Raw genomic sequence first — 20,780 nt, 5'->3', positions numbered from 1 at the left:
ATATAGGTACATTGTAGGAGGATTTTTTTCATGCAAAACGGTAAAGTAAAATGGTTTAACTCAGAAAAAGGTTTCGGTTTCATCGAAGTTGAAGGCGGAGAAGACGTATTCGTTCATTTCTCAGCTATCCAAGGCGAAGGCTTCAAAACTTTAGAAGAAGGCCAAGAAGTTACTTTCGAAGTAGAACAAGGTAACCGTGGACCTCAAGCTACTAACGTAAACAAGAAGTAATTTTTGAAAAAAGAAGGGCTCGCCCTTCTTTTTTTTTGCATTTTTATAGATGTCCTCCTACTTACATATCATAACAAGACTGAATTTTCATTTATTTATTCGTAGTATTTTTGTATAAAGTACATGAATAAATAAATACTGAAAATAAAGTGTTTGTGTGAAAAGGAATTTAGAAAGAGGTAAATAAATTGAAAAACGCTACACATTTCATTGTGTTTGACATTGAGAGGAATTTCAGACCGTATAAATCAGAAGATCCGTCAGAAATAGTTGATATCGGAGCTGTAAAAATAGAAATAGGTACAATGAAGATAATTGAAGAATTTTCGGAGTTAGTAAAACCAAGTGCACGATTAACTCGTCATACAACAAAATTAACCGGTATTACGAAGAAAGATTTAATGGATGTAGAAAAATTCCCTCAAATTATAGAGAAATTTATTCAGTTTATCGGAGAAGATTCTATATTTGTTTCATGGGGAAAAGAAGATTATCGCTTTCTATCTCATGATTGTACATTACATGGTGTTGAATGCCCCATTATAGAAAAAGAAAGTAGAATTGATTTGCAAAAATTTGTTTTCCAAGCATATGAGGAATTGTTTGAACATACGCCAAGTTTACAATTTGCGGTAGAACAGCTCGCTTTAACGTGGGAAGGGAAACAGCACCGTGCTTTAGCAGATGCCGAAAATACAGCAAATATACTTCTTAAAGTGTATAGCGAGAGAGATATTAATAAGCGATACAAAAGACATGGTGAACTTGAACTTGTAAAGAACGGGAAACTAACGGAAAAAGCGAAAAAAAAGATGCGAAAATGGGTGTTTAAAGAACTAAAGAAAAATACAGAACGCCCTTTTGAATGGAGTACATTTGAAAGTAGTGACACGTGGGAAAGTATAACGGAAAGATATTATATAAGTGAAAATACAGTAGAACTCCTGAAAAAACATTTTCGTACAGCAGTGAGAAAAGCGGAACGGCAGATTAGGTATTTGGCTGAGATGGAGGAGAATGTAGAGGTTAAATGACATTCTCCTTTATTTCTAGCTACATAAATTTAACATCATTATACTGATGGATGAATAAAGGATTCATATTAAATAGGAATTGATTTGTTGTGATTGGGCCATTATAATTGCTTTGAAAATTAAGGGGTGGTAAGAATTTTTAAATACATTCATAAAATTAGAGCCCATAGAAATGAAAGAGGATAGAGTTAAATGGAAACAATCTTTAACATTGTAACAGTTGTAGTTTTGGGGATAATATTTACCACGCTATCAGCAGTAATTATACTTCCTTTCATAGCAAAGAAGAAGAATTGGAAAAAGCTTAATATATCTTTAAAGCGTGGTGTATTAAAGATTAAAATCGAAGAGTAAAATATGAGTTTTATACAAGGGAGGTGTGATAGTGATAGACTTGGATATTAAAGACGTCACCGTACAGATGGAATTAAACGGTGTCTTTTGGAATGAGGATGGGGTTGCTGAAATGACGGTGACTACAAAAGCTGAGCATTCTCTTCTTCTTCGTTTAGTAGTTGACTTAAAAAGTAAAACTATTAGGGTGACAAGTGCCGACATAGTAAATGGATTCTGCCCTCTGTGCAAACAGAAAAAGGACAAATGTAGTGAACTTAATGACCTACAAAACAAAATAGAAATTTTAGAAGAAGCCTACGATTGGGTGAGAGAGCATCCGGAATATCGTTTTCAATTATCTTTTTACGAGTATAATAAATTTGAGGTAGTGAAGTGAAGTTTTCATTTTACCAACATACATAGTGACTACTCTAATGGAAATACGCTTGTACAACAAGGAAGGAATTTACTTGATTCTGCGACAATTGATATCTTGGATCAATAATAATTTTTAAAAATAAGCATATTTTTGTTATAAATCAGGAAAAACGATTCTATTAAGAATCGTTTTTTAATATAAACATCAACTAAGCTCAAAATAAAAGAGCGCTTGTTAAAAGCGCTCAGTAAAAAATAATTATATGGAAGTATTTATTCAATACCGCTCGGATCATACGAATACTGTTGCTTATTCTCAATCCGCTCAATCACATCTTGCAGCTCATCTGGCTTCAGAAACTCAATTGGAGAGAAGCCCTTCTCAAATGTAAGTGTATCAGCCTCAATCATTAATACGTATCGATCATTTACCTTCGCAATATGTATTTGATCCCCGAAATCAGCAAGCAAAGCCTTCACAGAGATATGATCTGCTTTTAGTTTTAATTCCACTTCAGGAGCGTGCTCGACGATTTGAGCGGTAGCTTCCATTACTTCTTCGGTTGAAAATTGTTCCATAATTTCGCGTTTCGGACTGGCAGCCCATACTTCCATCGCTTGGTCGAATTGTTCGCGTTCTTCCGTACCTTCTTCAAATACATCTTCAATTTGGTCGTATACCATGTCCATTACTTGTGTTTTCATAATTTCAGGCATAGAGCGTTCATATTCGACGAATTTTAAGAAGTCTTCAAAGTAGCGGGCATGTGATGCTTGGTGTATTTTTAGTTCGCCTACTTCAACCATACCTTCTTCAGGCATGTATGGGTATTGGATAGATTTCATATTCTTTGTTGTGATGGCCATTTCAACGTTACGAATCAGTGTGGATTCATCAGAAATAGAAGCAACCTTTGGTTCGAAGTCGCATTTCATTACGAATACGAATGGGTCATCAAAGTATTTGCGTAGTTTTGCCTGAGCAATTAAAAATACACCACCGCGTACAGCGCTTGTGTCAAGATATGTATAAACGAGAGGTTCGCTCATATCTTTAAAGTTGTCCTTTGTTTCTGCAAAGCGAATACGATTAAAAAGGTTGTAATGAGGGTTTGAATCAAGTTCGTGCCCTTCCTCTACAATAAAGCGACCAATTTTTGTTGGGGCTTGTTCTGTTTTTGCATGACGTTCTACTTTTCGCTTCGATATTTTTAATAACTCACCATTCAAAAATTCTTTTAAGGAGCTATCTTCATATTCTTCAGCGTCTAAAGTTTGAAAATGTTTGTAGCGTTTATCAACTGCTTCACCTTTTCCTTCTACTTGTACAACATAAAAGGAAAGATAATTTATTTCAAAATCCATATTTATCACCTTGTTTCATTTCATTAACTCTTATCAGTATAGAGATGGAAAAAACTTTCGTCAATTTATATAAGGAAGGGGGAGCCCCTTCCTTATATAATTTTTATTTTCTCGATTAAAATCCGTCTTCTAATGCTGCGAATGGAATGTTTAGTCTGTTTTCTACTGTACGTAAACGTTGGTTTAAGCGGTTTAGTCTACGTGTATGGCGCTCAACTGTATTTTCTAGTTGACGTACTCTTTGTTCAAGCTCATTTACGCGTCTTTCTAATTGACGATTTCCAGTGCCAGGAAAAGAGATTGGAAGTTGGAATTGTCTATTTTGGTCATATGGATTCGTTTGCTCTGCTTGATCTATATAAGATTGATATTGTGCTTGTAAGTCATACTGTGGTTGTTGGTACGCATATTGATTATATGGATCATATGGATTGTAGGGATACATAATAACATCCTCCATTTCTTTAAAATAGGTTGAATTCACCATAATGTATGTGCAAAAGCGGAGCGGTGGCACGGCAAATACCTATTTATGTTGACGAGATTTTTCTTTATCCCGCATTAACGGGCAGTAAGACCCCACTGATTAAAGTTTCACTTTATAAAAAATAGCTTGAGGGTTTTTGATTTGTATTTCTTTTGCCTGATGGTATATACTGGATAAAAGAGAGAGTTTACATAAAAGTTACAATTCTATCAAACTCAAACTTTTATGTAAATATGTATAGACATTTATAAAAGAAAAGAGTAATTTATATAGAGTGAAAAATAACTTGTAACATTTTATAAACATATTGTAAAATGATTGTAACAAAACATACATAAAAATGAAATAAATACATAATAGTGATGTTGGGGAAAGGGAGAGAGTATATTGTTCCGTAAAGTAAAGGGTATATTAGTTGGGGTGTTATGTGTAGCTGTAGTGAGTGGCTGTGGTGCAAAAGTAAGTGATGTTGCATTGGTAAGTGATATTGGTGGGCACACTGTAGAGGCTAAAGCAGAAGTGCAAGATACTATTAGTTTAGTTGATGGTCGAACTGGTACTGAAGTGAAAAAATTAGATTTATCTGGTTTAGGCTATTTTGAAGATGAAGCGAAATTTAAAAAGTCTGTAACAAAGGTTGTTGGTGAGGTTGGAAAAAGCGTCGACAAAAAAATGGTTCCTTCACGTATAGCACCTGATGGAAGTTGGCAAGAAGGAAAACCTTCTTATGAATTAATGGAAAAAGAATTAGTAGATAAATTGTTAAATGTTGGTATGTGGGATGCTACGTATCAGTTGCCGATCGTGGAGAAAAAACCAGTCGCAACATTAAGTGATGCGCAAGGAAATGGTACGGTAATTGGTAGATATGAAACGAACTTAGGTGGTTCAACAGGTGGCCGTATTGAGAATATTCGTTTGTCAGCAGCGAGCATAAATGGAGTTGTGTTAGCAAAAGGAGACCGTTTCTCTTTTAATTCATTAATCGGTGATACAACACCAGATAAAGGATATCAATTAGGGAAAGAAATAGTTGATGGTAAATTAGTAGATGGATATGGCGGTGGTGTTTGTCAAACATCTTCAACTTTATACAATGCAGCAGATCAAGCTGGCCTGAAAATGGTGGAGAGAACTACACATTCTAAAACGGTAGGTTATGTTCCACAAGGAAGAGATGCTACAATTGCATATCCATATTTAGATTTAGTATTTGAAAATACGAATGATGCACCTGTGAAGCTTTATATGGGCATTCAGGGTGGAAAGCTAGTTGCTGAAGTACATAAAATGAGATAAGTATAATACCTTTATAAAAAAGCCATTATTTCTAAGTTTGATAGAATTAATGGCTTTTTTGTGCAATCAATATTACACCTCAAGATATAATGAACAGGAGGAAATTTAATAGGAGTAAGACAGTCTAAAAAAGCATTAAATTTAATTCATAGTTTTCTTATTGACATTATTAGTAATGGGGTGTATTCTTCATAATAACAACTAAATAAATGGAAAAATTTATTGGTTTTCTTATCAAGAGAGATGGAGGGACTGGCCCGATGAAATCTCAGCAACAGGCTGTATCAAAGTACTGTGCTAACTCCAGCGAACGCAATAGGCGTTTGAAAGATGAGGAGAAATGGATTCACATTTAACTCTTCTTATATGCGTAAGAAGAGTTTTTTGTTTAGAGAGGGGGGATAGAGTGAAGTTTGATGTAACGTATTTTTTAGAAAGTTTTCCGCAATTATTTAAATATGTATACATAACTTTAGGGATTACTGTAGTTTCAATGATTATTTCCTTCGTTATAGGGATCGGCTTGGCGATCATAACGAAAAATAAAACGAAATATTTATATTCAATTGCAAGAGTGTATATCTCTTTCTTTAGAGGAACCCCGTTATTAGTTCAATTGTTTGTTTTATATTTCGGATTACCACAAATCTTTCCGACATTTACAGTGCTTACAGCTATGCAAGCAACTTTAATTGGCCTAAGTTTAAATAATGCTGCTTATTTATCAGAGATTATTCGAGGTTCATTAAATGCTGTGGAATCAGGGCAAATGGATGCCTGTTTATCAGTTGGAATGACAAAGGCGCAAGCGATGCGACAAATTATTTTTCCGCAAGCTATTCGTGTCGCAGTACCGTCACTTGGAAATAATTTTGTTGGATTGTTAAAAGAATCTTCGTTATCTTTTGCACTTGGGGTGGCTGAAATTTTAGCACAAGCGAAAATGCTAGCGGCACAATCATATCGTTATATGGAAAGTTATTTAGCGGTAGCGATAGTATATTGGATTATTACAATCGTAATTAGCTGGGGACAGAAAAAGTTAGAAAAGAAACTTGATGCACCATATTTGTAACAGAAATGAGGTGATATATATGATTGAGATAAGAGATTTGTATAAGTCTTACAAACATAATGAAGTACTAAAAGGGATTTCACTTACTGTAAATAAGGGAGAAGTAGTAGTCATTATTGGACCTTCTGGTTCGGGTAAATCGACATTATTAAGGTGTTTAAACTTATTAGAACAACCGAATGATGGCAGTATTAGAATTGAAGATTTAGAGATTCATGCGAAGAGACTTTATAAAAAAGAAATAATACAATTGCGTCAAAAAACGGCAATGGTTTTTCAAAATTATAATTTATTTAAAAATAAAACAGCATTGCAAAATATTACAACGGCATTAACGGTTGTACAGAAAAAAAGTGAAGAAGAGGGAAAGGGAATATCGAGAAAAATATTAAAACAAGTAGGCTTAGCTGATAAAGAAGATTTTTATCCAACAATGTTATCAGGAGGGCAACAGCAAAGGATAGGGATTGCTAGGGCAATGGCTTTAAATCCCGCAGTATTATTGTTTGATGAACCGACTTCCGCACTTGATCCAGAATTGGTGAATGAGGTATTGCAAGTTATTAAAGACTTGGCAAGACAGCACATAACGATGGTTGTTGTTACACATGAAATGAATTTTGCAAAAGAGGTGGCGGATCGCGTTATATTTATGGCTGATGGCATTATTGTAGAGCAGGGAACACCAGAAGAAATTTTCCGAAACCCACAAAATGAACGTACGAAAAAGTTTTTACGACAATTGAATGCTTCAGAAGAAGGCAATCATTTCGTTATTTAGGAGGAAGAATTGTGAGGAAATCATCATTATTACTAACATTAGCATTAACAGTATCAGTTGGAGTTTTATCAGCTTGTGGTTCAAATACAGCAAGCGAAACAACAAATGAAAAAGTAGTAAAAGTTGGGACATCTGCAGGTCGTAGTCCATTTATTTTTAAAGAGGGTGAGAAAGTAAAAGGCTTTGATGCTGAAATTATTGAAGCGGCTGCTAAAAAGGCTGGGTATAAAGTAGAATGGAATGTTTCTGATTTTGAGGGATTATTTGGCTTATTAGATTCAGGACGAATTGATACAATTGCAAATGAACTATCAGTTTCTCCGGAAAGAAAAAAGAAATATGATTTTTCAATTCCGTACGTGTATTCTGGTTCTGTATTCGCGGTGAAGAAAGATAATCATACCATTAAATCGCTAGAAGATTTAAAAGGTAAGACTGTAGGTGTCGGGCTTGGTACAGCTGGAGAGCAAGAATTAAAAGCATTAAATAAAAATAATGCTTTTACAATTAAAACGTTCTCAGAGGATCCGACAGCGGAATTGAATGAAGTAGGACTTGGACGCGTCGATGCCTATTATAATGATAAAGTTCAAGTAGAAACAACTATAACAAAGGCGAAATTGGACAACGTCAAAATAGGATTTGGTCCACTTGAATGGGGAGAGATTGCATTTCCATTTGCAAAAAAGAGTGAAAAGTTAGAAGATATAAATAAAGCGTTGAAAGAATTAGAGCAAGATGGCACATTAAGTGATATATCAAAAAAATGGCTAAAAGTTGATGCTACGAAAAAACAAAATTAAGGTGTATTCGTTGAATGGAGTTATCGCCTATCAACTGATATAAAAAATTAAAGGAAACTAGAGAGGAAGTTATTCATGGTACAAATTCATCCGAAAACACGTATTGGTCATGTTGAATTTAAAGTGAAAGATTTAGAGCGTCAAATTGCTTTTTATGAAAATGTTGTAGGCTTAGAGGTAATTAAGCAAGAGGGAAATAAAGCATATTTATCTGGAAAAGGTGGAAAGAACGCGTTACTTGTTCTTGAAAAATTAGAGGACGGGGTACTGCAAGAACCGCGTACGACTGGTATATATCATGTAGCCTTTTTAGTTCCGACTCGTGAAGCTTTTGCTTCTGCGCTATTTGGGGTTCTTCGTAATAAGAATGTAATTGACAGCCCGGCTGAGCAAGAAGGGCGTTATACATATTCAAATGAAATTTTACCAATTTCAAGGTTTAATAGTGCAAGTGATCATACATATAGCGAAGCTTTTTATTTGCAAGATTTAGAGGGGAATGGTATTGAAATTTATGCAGACCGTCCGCGCGATCAATGGGGAGAAGGGCCAGGAGGAAGTGCACCACTTGATTTAAAAGAATTGGCAACACTCGTTGATTATGAGTTTGCTGGTTTGCCTGCTAATACTGTCGTTGGGCACGTACATTTACGAATAGCTGATGTAGAGAAATCACATGAATTTTATGTGGAAACAGTAGGTTTTGAAGTACAACAGCGTGAAGAGGATTGCTTATTTATTTCAGCAGGGGGATATCATCACCATATTGGTGCAAATACGTGGAACGGAGTAAAAAATCCACACCCACCAGTACATGCAACTGGACTAAAGGTATATGCGATTGTACTACCGCATAAAGAAGCGTTAGATGAAGTGAAAGAAAGATTAATAGAAAAACAACATGAAATAAATGAAACTACAAATGGGTTTGCGGTGGTAGATCCAAGTGGTATTACAGTGCAGTTTGAAATAGAAACAGTGTAAAAGAAGCGAGAAAGTGTATAATCACTTTCTCGCTTCTTTATGATCATTCATAGCTCAATCCAATATCTTCTTACTATAATCCCATCTTCCTCAGTGAAATCATCATCACGAAGCCCGCCGTTATGTAAAATCGTTTTTTCAGAAGCGGTATTCACTGCGTCGCAAACGACAAGTACTTTCGTGATGTTTAATTCCTTCGTTTTTTCTAATGATAATGCTAGTAATTTCGTAGCATAACCTTTTCTTCTTTCAGAAGGGCGAATGCCATAACCAATATGACCGCCAGCGTTAAATAGATGTTCAGTTAAACGATGACGTATATTAACAGCTCCGACAATTCTATTATTATCTGTAACGAGCCAATATGTAGAATCTGGTACCCAAGTTTCAGGGATATTTATTCCGTTATGCGCATCGAGAAGTTCTTGAACCATAGCTGGGAAGTTGGCAGGATTTTTTGAGATAACCCACGGGATCATTGTTTCATCGCTATCTTTCCATTCGTTATAGAAATCTAAGTATTCTTCTTGTTAATCAGTAGTAGGTGTAAGTAACGAGACGTTCATTGTTAGTAAGCTCCTTTAGTTATGTAGTTTTTATAAAAAATTATGACACAAAATGAAAGCGTTTTCTAAAAATTTCTCAACCTAATTTCATGTAATTCACCTTTGTTTTTTTAGAAAATTAGTGGAGGTTTAAAATTAGAAGTTATTTATTTTATGTTAATATTTAAAATATTAACATAAAACGGTCGGAGTATTAAGTTTATTTTAGTGGTATTCTTTCGTATCGATAAATGGATGTTTGTGATAATTTTTGTTTTATCTATCTATAATGAATGAAAGGAGGAAGTGCCCGTGAGTGTAGATTTTGATTTTATTATACGAATCGGTGTTGCTGGCTTGTTAGGAGCAATGATTGGTATTGAAAGAGAAATTCGATCGAAAGAAGCTGGATTAAAGACTCATTTCCTCGTAGCGGTAGGAAGTGCGTTAATAATGGTTGTTTCGAAATATGCCTTTTCAGATATTGTGTTTGAAGAGCATATGTCTCTAGACCCAAGTCGTATTGCAGCACAAGTCGTTAGTGGAGTTGGCTTTTTAGGTGCAGGCACAATTATTATTCAAAAACAGGCGGTGAAAGGATTAACGACCGCGGCTGGTTTATGGGCTACTGCCGGCATAGGATTAGCGATTGGAGCGGGAATGTATGTAGTAGGCATTGGAGCGACGATTCTCGTTTTAATTGGTTTAGAAATTGTAAGTCGTATTTTTAAGGTGCAATTTTTATTTCCACAAAATATAACAGTGCAAATGTTTGTAAATAAACATGAAGCGATACAACAAATATTAGAAACACTACAAGTGAAAGGCATCCCAATACTCTCATATGAGGTGGAAGCTTCACAGCAAGGTACAGAAACTGTTTATAAGGTAGGGATGCAACTGAAAAATATATCGTCAGAAGAAAAGAATGAGTTTATTCAGCATATGCAAACATTACCGGAAGTTACGTTTATAAAGTTAAAATCATAGTGTTGAAAACGAGGATAGATGTAGCAGGAATTTTGCTATTATCTATCTTTTTTGATCTAAAATGCACGGAAAGTCAAGCGTTAATTTTACATGAAATGAATATATGTGTGAACGTTACCTTATTTTTTCTCAATACAGGACAAAAAGTAAAAATAGTAAAATAATGGAGCGGGACACTAAAAATGTAAGGTAGGGGAGAGTATGAAAGGCTATTCAAAGAAAATGTTAGTAGGGGTAAGTTTTGCTAGTTTAATGTTAGGGAGTTTTCAAGGGGGCAGTTTGGCAGAAGATACTAAGGGAGAGCAAGTTTCTTATCGAAATGTGCTCAAAATGGAGCCAGTAGGTGTACAACTACCAGTACAAGAATTAGCTCATTCATCGAAAGTGCTCGAAAGCAAGTCTTTTGAGAAAAGGCTACAATTTGCCGATTTATCACAAAGACCGCCTGAGGTAAAAAAGGAAAGTAAGCAATTAGCTGTAGCGAAAACTTATACAATTGCTGAATTAAATCAATTAAGCAATCAGCAGTTAGTAGATTTACTTGTAACAATTGATTGGGAGCAGATTACGGGGCTATTTCAGTTTAATACAGACAGTCTAGCATTCTATCAAAATGATAGTAGAATGCAGGCGATTATTGATAAATTGAAGCAGCAAGGACAAGCCTATACGAAGGATGATTCAAAAGGGATTGAGACATTAGTAGAGGTATTACGTTCAGGATTTTATTTAGGATTTTATAATTCGGAACTTAGTAAATTAAATGAACGAAGTTATCATGATAAATGCTTACCTGCATTAAAAGCGATGGCTAACAATTCAAATTTCAAGCTGGGTACATTAGAGCAAAATAGAGTGGTATCATCATACGGAAAGTTAATAGGAAACGCTTCGAGTGATGTGGAAACGATAACATCAGCTGCAAAAATTTTTAAACAATATAATGATAATTTTTCTACATTAGTAGATAATCTTTCAGCTGGAAATGCTATTTACGATATTATGCAAGGTGTTGACTACGACATTCAATCGTATTTGTACGATACGAGGAAAGCACCGAAAGATACAGTATGGTATCAGAAAATAGATAGTTATATTAATGAATTAAGTCGTTTTGCATTAATAGGAACGATTACAGCAAAAAACGGTTGGCTTATTAATAATGGCATTTATTATACAGGTAGACTCGGTACGTTCCATAGTACAGGAACGAAAGGGTTACAAGTTGTAACAGATGCGATGAAAATTTATCCGTATTTAGGGGAGCAATATTTCGTAGCTGCTGAGCAAATCGCAACGAATTATGGCGGAAAAGATGCAAATGGTAAAGTGGTGAATTTAGATCAAATAAGAGAAGATGGAAAGAAAAAATATTTGCCAAAAACGTATACGTTTGATGATGGGGCAATTGTTTTAAAAGCTGGAGATAAAGTGACAGAAGAAAAAGTAAAACGTTTATATTGGGCGGCAAAAGAAGTCAAGGCACAATTCCATCGTACGGTTGAAAGTGATCAACCTTTAGAAAAAGGAAATCCTGATGATGTACTAACGATGGTTATTTATAATAGCCCAGCAGAATATCAATTTAATCGTCAATTGTACGGTTATGAAACGAATAACGGTGGTCTTTATATAGAAGGAACAGGTACGTTCTTTACTTATGAGCGTACGCCAGAAGAAAGTATTTATAGTTTAGAAGAATTATTCAGACACGAGTTCACGCATTATTTACAAGGTAGATATGAAGTACCAGGGTTATGGGGACAAGGGAAAATATATGAAAATGAAAGATTATCTTGGTTTGAAGAAGGGAATGCTGAATTTTTTGCAGGGGCAACGAGAACGGATAATGTTGTACCGAGAAAGAGTATTATAGGAGGATTATCTTCAAACCCAGCGGAGCGTTATACGGCAGAGCGAACGTTAAATGCAAAGTATGGAACGTGGGATTTCTATAATTATTCCTTTGCTTTACAATCTTATATGTACAATAAGAGATATGATATGTTCGATAAAATACATGATCTTATTAGGAAAAATGATGTAACAGCATATGATGCATATCGCTCTACATTAAGTAAAGATGTGAATTTAAATAAAGAATATCAAGACTATATGCAAATGCTAGTTGATAATCGTGAGAAATATAATGTGCCATTAGTATCAGACGATTATTTAGCGAATCATGCATCAAAGCCAGTTTCAGATATTGCGGCAGAAATCACAGCGGAAGCAAAATTGAAAAATGTATCAGTAAAGAAAAATAAATCACAGTTCTTTAATACATTCACACTACAAGGAACATATACAGGAACCGCAGCAAAAGGAGAATATGAAGATTGGAAAACAATTACACAAAACGTTAATGATACGTTAAAACGTTTAAGTGCAAAGGAATGGACAGGCTATAAAACAGTAACAGCATACTTCGTAAATTATCGCGTGAATGCATCAGGACAATTTGAATATGATGTTGTGTTCCACGGTATTAATACAGAAGAAGGTGCAGAGAATAAAGCACCAGTTGCAGTTATAAACGGTCCGTATAGTGGAAATGTAAATGAAGCAATTTCATTTAAAAGCGACGGATCAAAAGATGAAGACGGGAAAATTACTTCGTATAAATGGGAGTTTGGTGATGGAGCAGTAAGTAATGAGCAAAATCCAACTCACGTATATACAAAAGAAGGAACGTATACAACGAAATTAACGGTAACAGACGATAAAGGAGCAACTAATACTGCTATAGCGACTGTAACTGTTCAAAAGAAAGAAGATAACAGTGTAGAAAAAGAACCGAATAACTCATTCCAAACAGCAAACAAACTGCAGTTAAATCAAGTCTTACGTGCTAGTTTAGGAGATGGCGATACAAGTGATTTCTTTGAAATTAATGTGGAGACTGCTAAAAACCTTCAAATTAACGTAACGAATGAAAATAATATCGGAATGAACTGGGTACTTTATTCTGAAGCAGATTTAAATAATTATGTTACGTATGCTCAGCAACAAGGGAATAAACTAGTAGGTAGTTACTACACGTATCCAGGGAAGTATTATTTACATGTGTATCAGTATAGTGGTGGAACAGGGAATTATACGGTGGAAGTAAAGTAGTAAAAAGGGAGTTGTCTTTTTCAATGAATGGCATAAGGTCTGTACTTTAATGGAAAAACAATTGTAGGAAATGTCTATAATGATAATAACAAATTAAGTGCCGAGAGATGTTATATTTACATTAAACAAATCTAATCAGTAAATGAGATAAAGTCGATGAACTATTCTTTCATCACGATGTAAGAATAGTTATAAATATTAAGTGCGTTTAATGTAATTAAACTAAAGGATTAGAGTGTATCTGTAACAATAGATAAGCTCTGATCCTTATTGTTTTTAATTAACGCACATAAATTTAAGATAATTAATAAGTAAGTTAGCTAGCAGGATTCTTAAAATGTGCTTATGTAATTAACTAAACAGAAAATTTTTATCACATTAGCAAGGGATACTAATAGAAAAGCGTGTCCCTTTACCCAATTCACTCTCTATCTCTATATCTCCGTTTAATTCTCTAATAATACTATAAGCAATCATAGTACCAAGCCCAGTTCCTTTTTCTGTTGTTGAATAGAATGGCAAAGCAATTCGTTTTATTTGTTGAGATGACATCCCAATTCCTGAATCAATAATATCAATTATGATATTTCCTTTTACTTTTTGTATATTTATTTGTAATAATCCACCATTTTTCATAGCCTCAATTCCGTTTTGGATGATGTTGTTTAGACAGAGTTTGAATTTTTCGGGGTCCCCATTTATATAAAAGGAATCTGTACTATTTTGTTTGATTTCAACTTTGTATGATAGAGCGAGTGGTGAAATAGTATCTTTCACCTGATTTAAAATGTGATTAATATCTATTTTCTCTTTTAGGGTGTTCTGTGGTTTGGTTAAAGATAAATAGTTATTAATAGTAGATTGTATTTGCTGCATTTCAATTAACATGATTTCTAAGTATTGATCCTGAGATAGCTTAGAGGCATGTTTTTCATTTAATAATTGAGTGAATCCATGTACCGTGGTTAGTGGATTGTGGATTTCGTGTGCAATTGACGCTGCTAGTTCGCTAGCTATATAAAATTTTTCAGCCCGTTGTAGCTTTTCTTTCATTTTATATTTCTCGATCATTCCCTCTATTAAATAAACTGATAATAATACTGTGAAAATATTAATGATTATGTAATTTAATAAAAATTCTATGAGAGTAGAGTCTATTTTCCCTCCTGTATGTATTTGAGTTATAATACCGCAAATAGAAAGTGAAGTTGTACATACTAAAATAAGGAGTAAGCTTAATAATACTTTTTTTTCTTTAACATACATAGGTAATAAGTAACGAAAGAGCATTGTTATACCAAAAATAATAGTGAAGATAATAAATGATGGAAGAACGCCATTTCCGCCTAAGTAAAACCGATAAGAAAGATATAAAATTCCTATAAAAACAATGTTTTTTGTATTTCCATATAGAAAAACTAATATTATAGGAATAAAACGTAAATCATAAATAAATCCCACATGTAAATGAAAAGGAAAAGTCATACAAAAAATAATAGCAATGGAGGAAAGGATAGAAAATAACATATTATTACATGTTATTTTTTCTTTAAACTCTAGCCAGAATACGTGATAGCTAAGGATACAAATTATTATAATAAAGGTATTTAATAAAAGAGTAGAAATTCCCATAGTTTTGCATCTCCAATAGTTTGTAAGTAGAATTATGTATGAGTTGGACAAAGATGTTTAGTATTAGTAGACTTTTTATCAAAAAAGGAAGGGTACTTGAAAAGTGCTGTTATATTACTCGTATTAAAATTGATAAGGAAAATAGAAAAAATCTATTTAAATTTATGTACATATGAAATTATAAACTAACTTTTGTATAGGTAAAATTTGGATTAAGTTACTGATAAAATAAGGTTTTTAAGTATGAATATTCTGTGAAAATGATATGCGTGGTGACTCCTGTTTGTAGCCTTCGTTATATTAACATGGAATATATCAAATTACAAAGTGAAATTTTAGAAAAATTTTATTAGTACATTTTATCTGAAATAGAAATGCTATTTATTTGAGTATTTTGGTACTTACTCGTATAAAACTTTGTTAGAAAAAGACTTCAAAATTTAAATGTTTTTTATGAAGCGTAATATTGTAACTTTATCTATGTGGGTTTCTCAATAACTATTAAGGTGAAGAGTTAAGATATATAGGTTTATAGATATGAATTATTACATAAAAACGCACTTGGAAAAGGATGTATGATGGTAATAGAATACAAACATCAAGGGGGAACTTAAAATGAAGTTAAATAAACTAGTGCTTAGTTGTGGAGTAGTTTCAGCATTAACACTTGGTGTGTTAGGGAATAATACTTATGCTGAAGAAGTACACAAAACGAATGATCCAATTCATGTAGTTGAACATGTTTCTGCAGACTTATTATTAACCCAAACAATGGATTATAGTGGCGAGGCTGAAACTTCTTTCGTATATGATGGGAGTACTGACTTAAGCTTCTCTATGAAAAATAATGGTCAAAATACAATGGGATATAGTGTAAAAGGTCCAAATACAGAGCTAATTGTTGGTGGTTATATAAAACCTGGAGAACAACAAATTAATGTTACAAATGTACGGAATGCTTTATCTCCATTACCGAATGGAACATATAAAATTTACGTTTCAAATGATGATGGTTCTAAGGGGCAATTCCAAGTTTCAGTAAGATCTATGAATTAAATTTAAAACGCTTTGCTTTTAAGTTAATTTAATCTTTACTTATTGGAAAGAAGCTAAATTGAATTGAGAATTACCGATAAAAATGAAAACGAGCACCTTATCTAATTGGGAGAGGGTGTTCGTTTTTTGCTATTAAACAGAAAATAATTATAAATATATTTTGATATTCCCATTGCTAACCTACTAGATTGTGTCAACGAGAGAATGTCTACTATAAAATATATTAAAATAAAGGTGATGTAACATTCCGCTAAATTATATGGGGAAATAGAAAAACCACCCTTATATGAGTGGTTTTAGTAATTATTTTTAGGTTATACATTTAAAATTAGGCTAAGTTATAGAAATAATAAACATTTAATCCGTTGTTATTATTTTGGTTCTGGATAATGATTGTAGTATGAGATTCTAATAAATTCTTGGTAGACATTTGTTAATTTGGCATCTCTAAGAGCATCGTTGAATTTTTGCATACGTACACTACCTTGAGCGTAGCCTCCACCAGGAGTATAAGGGTTTCTAGCTTCAAAGTCATCCAAAAATACTTTTAATTTTTTATAGTCTTGAGATTGATAGAAAGCCACGGCCTCTTCAGGAGTAACGTCAAAGTAAGAGGATGATGTTGAGTTATAAGAAGCTGCTTGAGCAGTAGGTACCTCTAGCATAGTTTCAGCTCCACCGAACATAGTAAGCGCCATAGAAGATACAATAATTTTTTTAAACATAATAAAACCTCCATGTAGAATATTGGATTAACAGTAACCCTGTAATCATTATAGTTACATTGAAAATGATTATCAAATGCAATATTGCATAATGTATCCCGCTATTTGTGGGCAGTAAGAATCACGCCCACAAATTCAATGAAAGCAAAGAAGTTAGATGGGGATCGAGCTGAATAAAGTTTTACTTTATTCTTTAAATGAGAAGTCACCCTTATATCTCAATGAAGGAGCGTAATAGAGAATTAATAGATTAAAAGAGGTGTATAAGTTACTCAGGTTAACAAGAAAATGTAGAGGATATTTTTAATAGGGGGAAAGCTTAATAACTGGAGTAAAGGAATTGCTATTTATATATTTAACATACATATTTGTTTTTTAAATTGTAGGCGCATTTTAGAATTTGTATATAGTAAATTCGTTAAAAAACTTGATAAATAATAAAATGTGTAAATTTTTTGACTATTTCATTAAAATTATTTAATATTTGTAATTTATTGTTTTATAATGATAATCGGGTCGGTCGTGAATGTTTTAGATATTGCGATATATACTCGGATTAATTTATTCTAGGGAGGTTACAAAATTGGGTAAGAGAGTCATTATAAGAGTTTTTACATTATTATCAGTACTGGCATTATTCCTTAATGTATTTTTACCTAGGGCTAGTGCAGAGGTTATGACGCATGAGAAATATTCAATGGACTGGAGTTATAGTAATAGTCTAGGTAAGTACATTCGCACTGAAATGATTAAAAATTCAAGTGGTCAAATTGCTTATTGCTTAACCCTTGGATTAAAATCACCAAATGGTGAAGATCTTCCTGAAATGGGGAAAACAGATAATGTAGTATATAGAGTCTTATTAAATGGTTTCCCGCAAAAAAGTGCTGAACAGCTGGGAGTAGCTAATAAGAATGAAGCGCATTATGCAACGCAACTTGCGGTTTGGAATGCATTAGGTCAACTCGATGTAAATGAATTAAAACATGAGAATAAAAATGTTGAAAAAGCAGCTAAGGCTATTATTAGTAATGCTAATAATAGTGAAGAGACTCAAGATGTTTTTATGAATGTGATTCCTGCTGAAAAGCAAAAAGCAGAATTAAAGGGTGAATTCTTCGAAACAAATCTATATTCAGTACAAACAAATGCTAAGAGTGGTTCTTATAAGGTAGTAGCGAAAAATGCACCTAATGGAGTTAGAATTGTAAGTGAAAATGGAGAAGTGAAAGATCAGCTTTCAGTTGGAGAAAAATTTCGTATCCAAATTCCTAAGAATACAAAAACGGGTGAATTTAATTTAAGTGTTGCTGCTAATTTAACTAAAGTTCAAGCAATTGCTTACCGTGGTACGGATACTGTTCAGAATGCTACAGTACTATTAGAAAGAAATGAAGAAAAGCTTAGTAGTGATCTTGCAGTAAATTGGGAAGCAGCTGGTTCTTTAAAAATTAAAAAGGTTGGAGAAAATGGAGAAGTTTTAGCTGGCGCAGTATTTGAGGTCTTTAATGCAAATAATGAATCAGTTGGAAAAATCACGACTGGTGCTGATGGTATGGCAGAATTAAACAACTTACCAATTGGTACTTACACATTAAAAGAAATTAAAGCACCAACAGGCTACGTTTCAGATGATAAACCACAAACTATTGAAGTTAAGACAGGAGAAACAGGAGCTGTCCAAATAGTAAATAACAAAGTAAAAGGTAACATCGAAATTAAAAAGCTCAGTGATTCAGGAAAGGTTTTACCAAATGTTGAATTCACAGTCTTTACTGAAGATGGAAAAGAAGTGCAAAAAGTAGTAACAAAAGAAAATGGAATTGCAAACGTTGAAGGTCTTACGTATGGTAAGTATTATTTCTTAGAGACAAAAACACCTAATGGATATATTGGAAATAAAACAAAGTATCCTTTTGAAATTAAAGAGCACAATAAAACACTTACTTTTACAGTGGAAAATACCGAAGTGAAAGGTAGTGTAAAATTACTAAAAGTAGATAATGAAGATATTAGCAAAAAATTAGAAGGTGCAGTATTTGAATTGAAAGATGAGAGTGGAAAAGTAGTTGGGGAATATAAGACAGATAAAAATGGCGAGATTAACGTCAAAAATTTAGCGTATGGTAAATATTCATTTGTAGAAAAGGCTTCTCCACATGGTTACGTTCTTGTTAAAGAACCAATTATGTTCGAAATAAAGGAACATGGGAAGATTATTGAGTTATTGGCAGTTAATCATCTTATCAAAGGTGATCTAGAAATTACAAAGGTAGATGTAGCTGATGGAAATAACAAGCTTCCAAATGCAGAATTTACGATTTATAACGAAGCAGGAAAAGAAGTAGTAAAAGGAAAAACAGACGATAAAGGAATCGCTAAATTTGAAAAATTACCATTTGGAAAATACACATATAAAGAAACTGTTGCACCAAAAGGTTATGTATTAAATGAAGAAACGTTCTCTTTTGAAATTAAAGAGAATGGTCAAATCATTAAACACATTGTCAAAGATGAAAAGATTCCTTCAATAAAAACAACAGCTACTGATAAAACAGATGGTACAAAAGAAATGCACACGTCTAAGTCTGTAACAATCCAAGATAAAGTGGAATACAAAGACCTACAAGTAGGTAAAGAATACACTTTAAAAGGTAAATTAATGAATAAAGAGACTAATAAACCATTAGTTGTAAATGGTAAAGAAGTAACAGCTGAAACGAAGTTTACACCAAAAGAAGCAAATGGCTCTATTACATTAGACTTCACATTTGATGCAACTGGTTTAGAAGAAAAAGAGGTAGTAGTATTCGAAGAGTTATTGAAAGAAGGAAAAATTGTTACAACACATGCTGATATCAATGATAAAGGTCAAACAGTTAAGTTCGTTAAGCCATCAGTAAAAACGACAGCAACAAACAAAGCTGATGGTGGAAAAGAGATTCATTCAAAGGATTCTATCACTATTCAAGACAAAGTGGAGTATACTAACTTAGTTGTAGGTAAAGAGTACACTGTAAAAGGTAAACTAATGAACAAAGCTATTAACAAACCATTATTAATTGATGGAAAAGAAGTAACAGCTGAAACGAAGTTTACTGCAAAAGAAAAGAACGGTCTTGTAACACTAGACTTTACTTTTGTTGGTGCTGAACAGCAAGGAAGAGAAGTAGTCGTGTTTGAAGACTTATTACATGAAAGTCAAGTAATTGCAACACATGCTGACATTAACGATGTAGGTCAAACAGTTCGATTTGTAGAACCTTCTATTAAAACGACAGCTATAAACAAAGCTGATGGTTCTAAAGAGTTAGACGCTTCTAAATCTGTAACAATCCAAGATAAAGTGGAATACAAAGACTTAGTCGTGGGTAAAGAGTATGTTGTAAAAGGTAAACTGATGGATAAAGCAACAAACAAGCCATTATTAGTTGATGGTAAAGAAGTAACAGTAGAATCTAAGTTTATTGCTAAAGAGAAGAATGGTTCTATCACACTAGATTTCACATTTAATGCTTCTGCATTACAAGATAAAGAAGTAGTAGTGTTTGAAGAACTGTATCAAGATAATATATTAGTAGCTATTCACGCTGAAATTGAAGATAAGGGACAAACAGTGAAATTTAAAGAGGTAAAGCCGGAACAACCTAAACCAGAACAGCCAAATTCAGATAAAAATACTCCAACACCAGAGCAGCCTAACGAGCAAGTAAAAGAACAACCACAACCTAAGCAAGAAATTCAATCTAAAATTGGATGGTTACCGCAAACAGGTACTAATCTTACAAGTTGGATCTCTATGGCTGCAGGCGCATTACTGTTAATTGTTGGTGGAGTGATTTTCTTAAAACGTAAAAATGCATAGAAATTAAAAAATAAGCACATCTGTTTTTATAACAAGATGTGCTTATTTTTATCATTTTAGCCAAGAAGACTCCTATA

The 20,780-nt window shown here is 33.4% G+C and carries 17 protein-coding genes, 1 pseudogene and 1 riboswitch; of the genes and pseudogenes, 13 read left to right on the top strand and 5 right to left on the bottom strand.

Features of this window, described 5'->3' with window-relative positions; translation table 11 throughout:
- Positions 1-30 precede the first annotated feature (30 nt).
- The 4 genes from cspB to ACW0JX_RS17080 all read left to right on the top strand — a co-directional run bounded on the left by cspB (position 31) and on the right by ACW0JX_RS17080 (position 1,998).
- Positions 31-231, top strand: a complete 201-nt coding sequence (gene cspB / locus ACW0JX_RS17095) for a cold shock-like protein CspB (protein WP_001179150.1) — start codon at positions 31-33, stop codon at positions 229-231.
- 188 nt (positions 232-419) lie between these two features.
- On the top strand, positions 420-1,265 hold the full coding sequence (locus ACW0JX_RS17090) for an exonuclease (protein ID WP_053563856.1): 846 nt from the start codon (positions 420-422) through the stop codon (positions 1,263-1,265).
- 192 nt (positions 1,266-1,457) lie between these two features.
- Positions 1,458-1,619 carry a hypothetical protein gene (locus ACW0JX_RS17085; protein WP_459244961.1) on the top strand — a complete coding sequence of 54 codons (162 nt, stop codon included), beginning with the start codon at positions 1,458-1,460 and terminating at the stop codon, positions 1,617-1,619.
- 31 nt (positions 1,620-1,650) lie between these two features.
- On the top strand, positions 1,651-1,998 hold the full coding sequence (locus ACW0JX_RS17080; RefSeq protein WP_459244960.1) for a hypothetical protein: 348 nt from the start codon (positions 1,651-1,653) through the stop codon (positions 1,996-1,998).
- A gap of 254 nt (positions 1,999-2,252) precedes the next feature.
- On the opposite strand, the gene ACW0JX_RS17075 is transcribed toward ACW0JX_RS17080, so the two are convergent.
- Complete coding sequence (locus ACW0JX_RS17075; protein ID WP_088023553.1) at positions 2,253-3,344, bottom strand: DUF3900 domain-containing protein; 1,092 nt, start codon at positions 3,342-3,344, stop codon at positions 2,253-2,255.
- A gap of 115 nt (positions 3,345-3,459) precedes the next feature.
- Entirely contained in the window at positions 3,460-3,789 is a 330-nt protein-coding gene (locus ACW0JX_RS17070) for a hypothetical protein (RefSeq protein WP_000283711.1), read from the bottom strand.
- Positions 3,790-4,218: 429 nt separating this feature from the next.
- On the opposite strand from ACW0JX_RS17070, the gene ACW0JX_RS17065 reads away from it, so the two are divergent.
- From ACW0JX_RS17065 to ACW0JX_RS17045, 5 genes are all read left to right on the top strand, one after another.
- Positions 4,219-5,130: a VanW family protein gene (locus tag ACW0JX_RS17065; protein WP_000488980.1), complete on the top strand. Its 912-nt coding sequence runs from the start codon at positions 4,219-4,221 to the stop codon at positions 5,128-5,130.
- 228 nt (positions 5,131-5,358) lie between these two features.
- Positions 5,359-5,467, top strand: a riboswitch (SAM riboswitch).
- 69 nt (positions 5,468-5,536) lie between these two features.
- The gene (locus ACW0JX_RS17060; protein ID WP_000667177.1) at positions 5,537-6,205 is read left to right on the top strand and encodes an amino acid ABC transporter permease; all 669 of its coding nucleotides are present in this window, start codon (positions 5,537-5,539) and stop codon (positions 6,203-6,205) included.
- Positions 6,206-6,224: 19 nt separating this feature from the next.
- On the top strand, positions 6,225-6,986 hold the full coding sequence (locus ACW0JX_RS17055; RefSeq protein ID WP_446025797.1) for an amino acid ABC transporter ATP-binding protein: 762 nt from the start codon (positions 6,225-6,227) through the stop codon (positions 6,984-6,986).
- An 11-nt stretch (positions 6,987-6,997) separates the two neighbouring features.
- A complete protein-coding gene (locus ACW0JX_RS17050) occupies positions 6,998-7,789 on the top strand; it encodes an amino acid ABC transporter substrate-binding protein (RefSeq protein WP_029442990.1) in 792 nt (263 codons plus the stop codon).
- A 75-nt stretch (positions 7,790-7,864) separates the two neighbouring features.
- A complete protein-coding gene (locus ACW0JX_RS17045) occupies positions 7,865-8,773 on the top strand; it encodes a VOC family protein (RefSeq protein ID WP_144465618.1) in 909 nt (302 codons plus the stop codon).
- A gap of 47 nt (positions 8,774-8,820) precedes the next feature.
- Here the strand turns inward: ACW0JX_RS17045 and ACW0JX_RS17040 are convergent.
- A pseudogene (locus tag ACW0JX_RS17040) lies at positions 8,821-9,339 on the bottom strand (GNAT family N-acetyltransferase).
- 291 nt (positions 9,340-9,630) lie between these two features.
- Here ACW0JX_RS17040 and ACW0JX_RS17035 point away from each other — a divergent pair.
- Both ACW0JX_RS17035 and colA read left to right on the top strand, forming a co-directional pair.
- A complete protein-coding gene (locus ACW0JX_RS17035; RefSeq protein ID WP_000109719.1) occupies positions 9,631-10,308 on the top strand; it encodes an MgtC/SapB family protein in 678 nt (225 codons plus the stop codon).
- A 201-nt stretch (positions 10,309-10,509) separates the two neighbouring features.
- The gene (gene colA / locus ACW0JX_RS17030; protein WP_459244959.1) at positions 10,510-13,425 is read left to right on the top strand and encodes a collagenase ColA; all 2,916 of its coding nucleotides are present in this window, start codon (positions 10,510-10,512) and stop codon (positions 13,423-13,425) included.
- 378 nt (positions 13,426-13,803) lie between these two features.
- On the opposite strand, the gene ACW0JX_RS17025 is transcribed toward colA, so the two are convergent.
- Positions 13,804-15,057, bottom strand: a complete 1,254-nt coding sequence (locus ACW0JX_RS17025) for a sensor histidine kinase (protein WP_144465616.1) — start codon at positions 15,055-15,057, stop codon at positions 13,804-13,806.
- Between the two features lie 615 nt (positions 15,058-15,672).
- Here ACW0JX_RS17025 and ACW0JX_RS17020 point away from each other — a divergent pair.
- Positions 15,673-16,113, top strand: a complete 441-nt coding sequence (locus ACW0JX_RS17020; RefSeq protein ID WP_000773517.1) for a hypothetical protein — start codon at positions 15,673-15,675, stop codon at positions 16,111-16,113.
- Between the two features lie 371 nt (positions 16,114-16,484).
- Here ACW0JX_RS17020 and ACW0JX_RS17015 read toward each other — a convergent pair whose 3' ends face one another.
- A complete protein-coding gene (locus ACW0JX_RS17015) occupies positions 16,485-16,838 on the bottom strand; it encodes a hypothetical protein (protein WP_144465615.1) in 354 nt (117 codons plus the stop codon).
- A 583-nt stretch (positions 16,839-17,421) separates the two neighbouring features.
- On the opposite strand from ACW0JX_RS17015, the gene ACW0JX_RS17010 reads away from it, so the two are divergent.
- Positions 17,422-20,703 carry a VaFE repeat-containing surface-anchored protein gene (locus ACW0JX_RS17010; protein WP_459244958.1) on the top strand — a complete coding sequence of 1,094 codons (3,282 nt, stop codon included), beginning with the start codon at positions 17,422-17,424 and terminating at the stop codon, positions 20,701-20,703.
- The last annotated feature ends 77 nt before the right edge of the window (positions 20,704-20,780 follow it).

The organism is Bacillus sp. C-3-6 (assembly GCF_054509685.1).
Note: the sequence above shows the minus strand (reverse complement) of the source record. Positions and strands in the feature narration are given on the sequence as shown.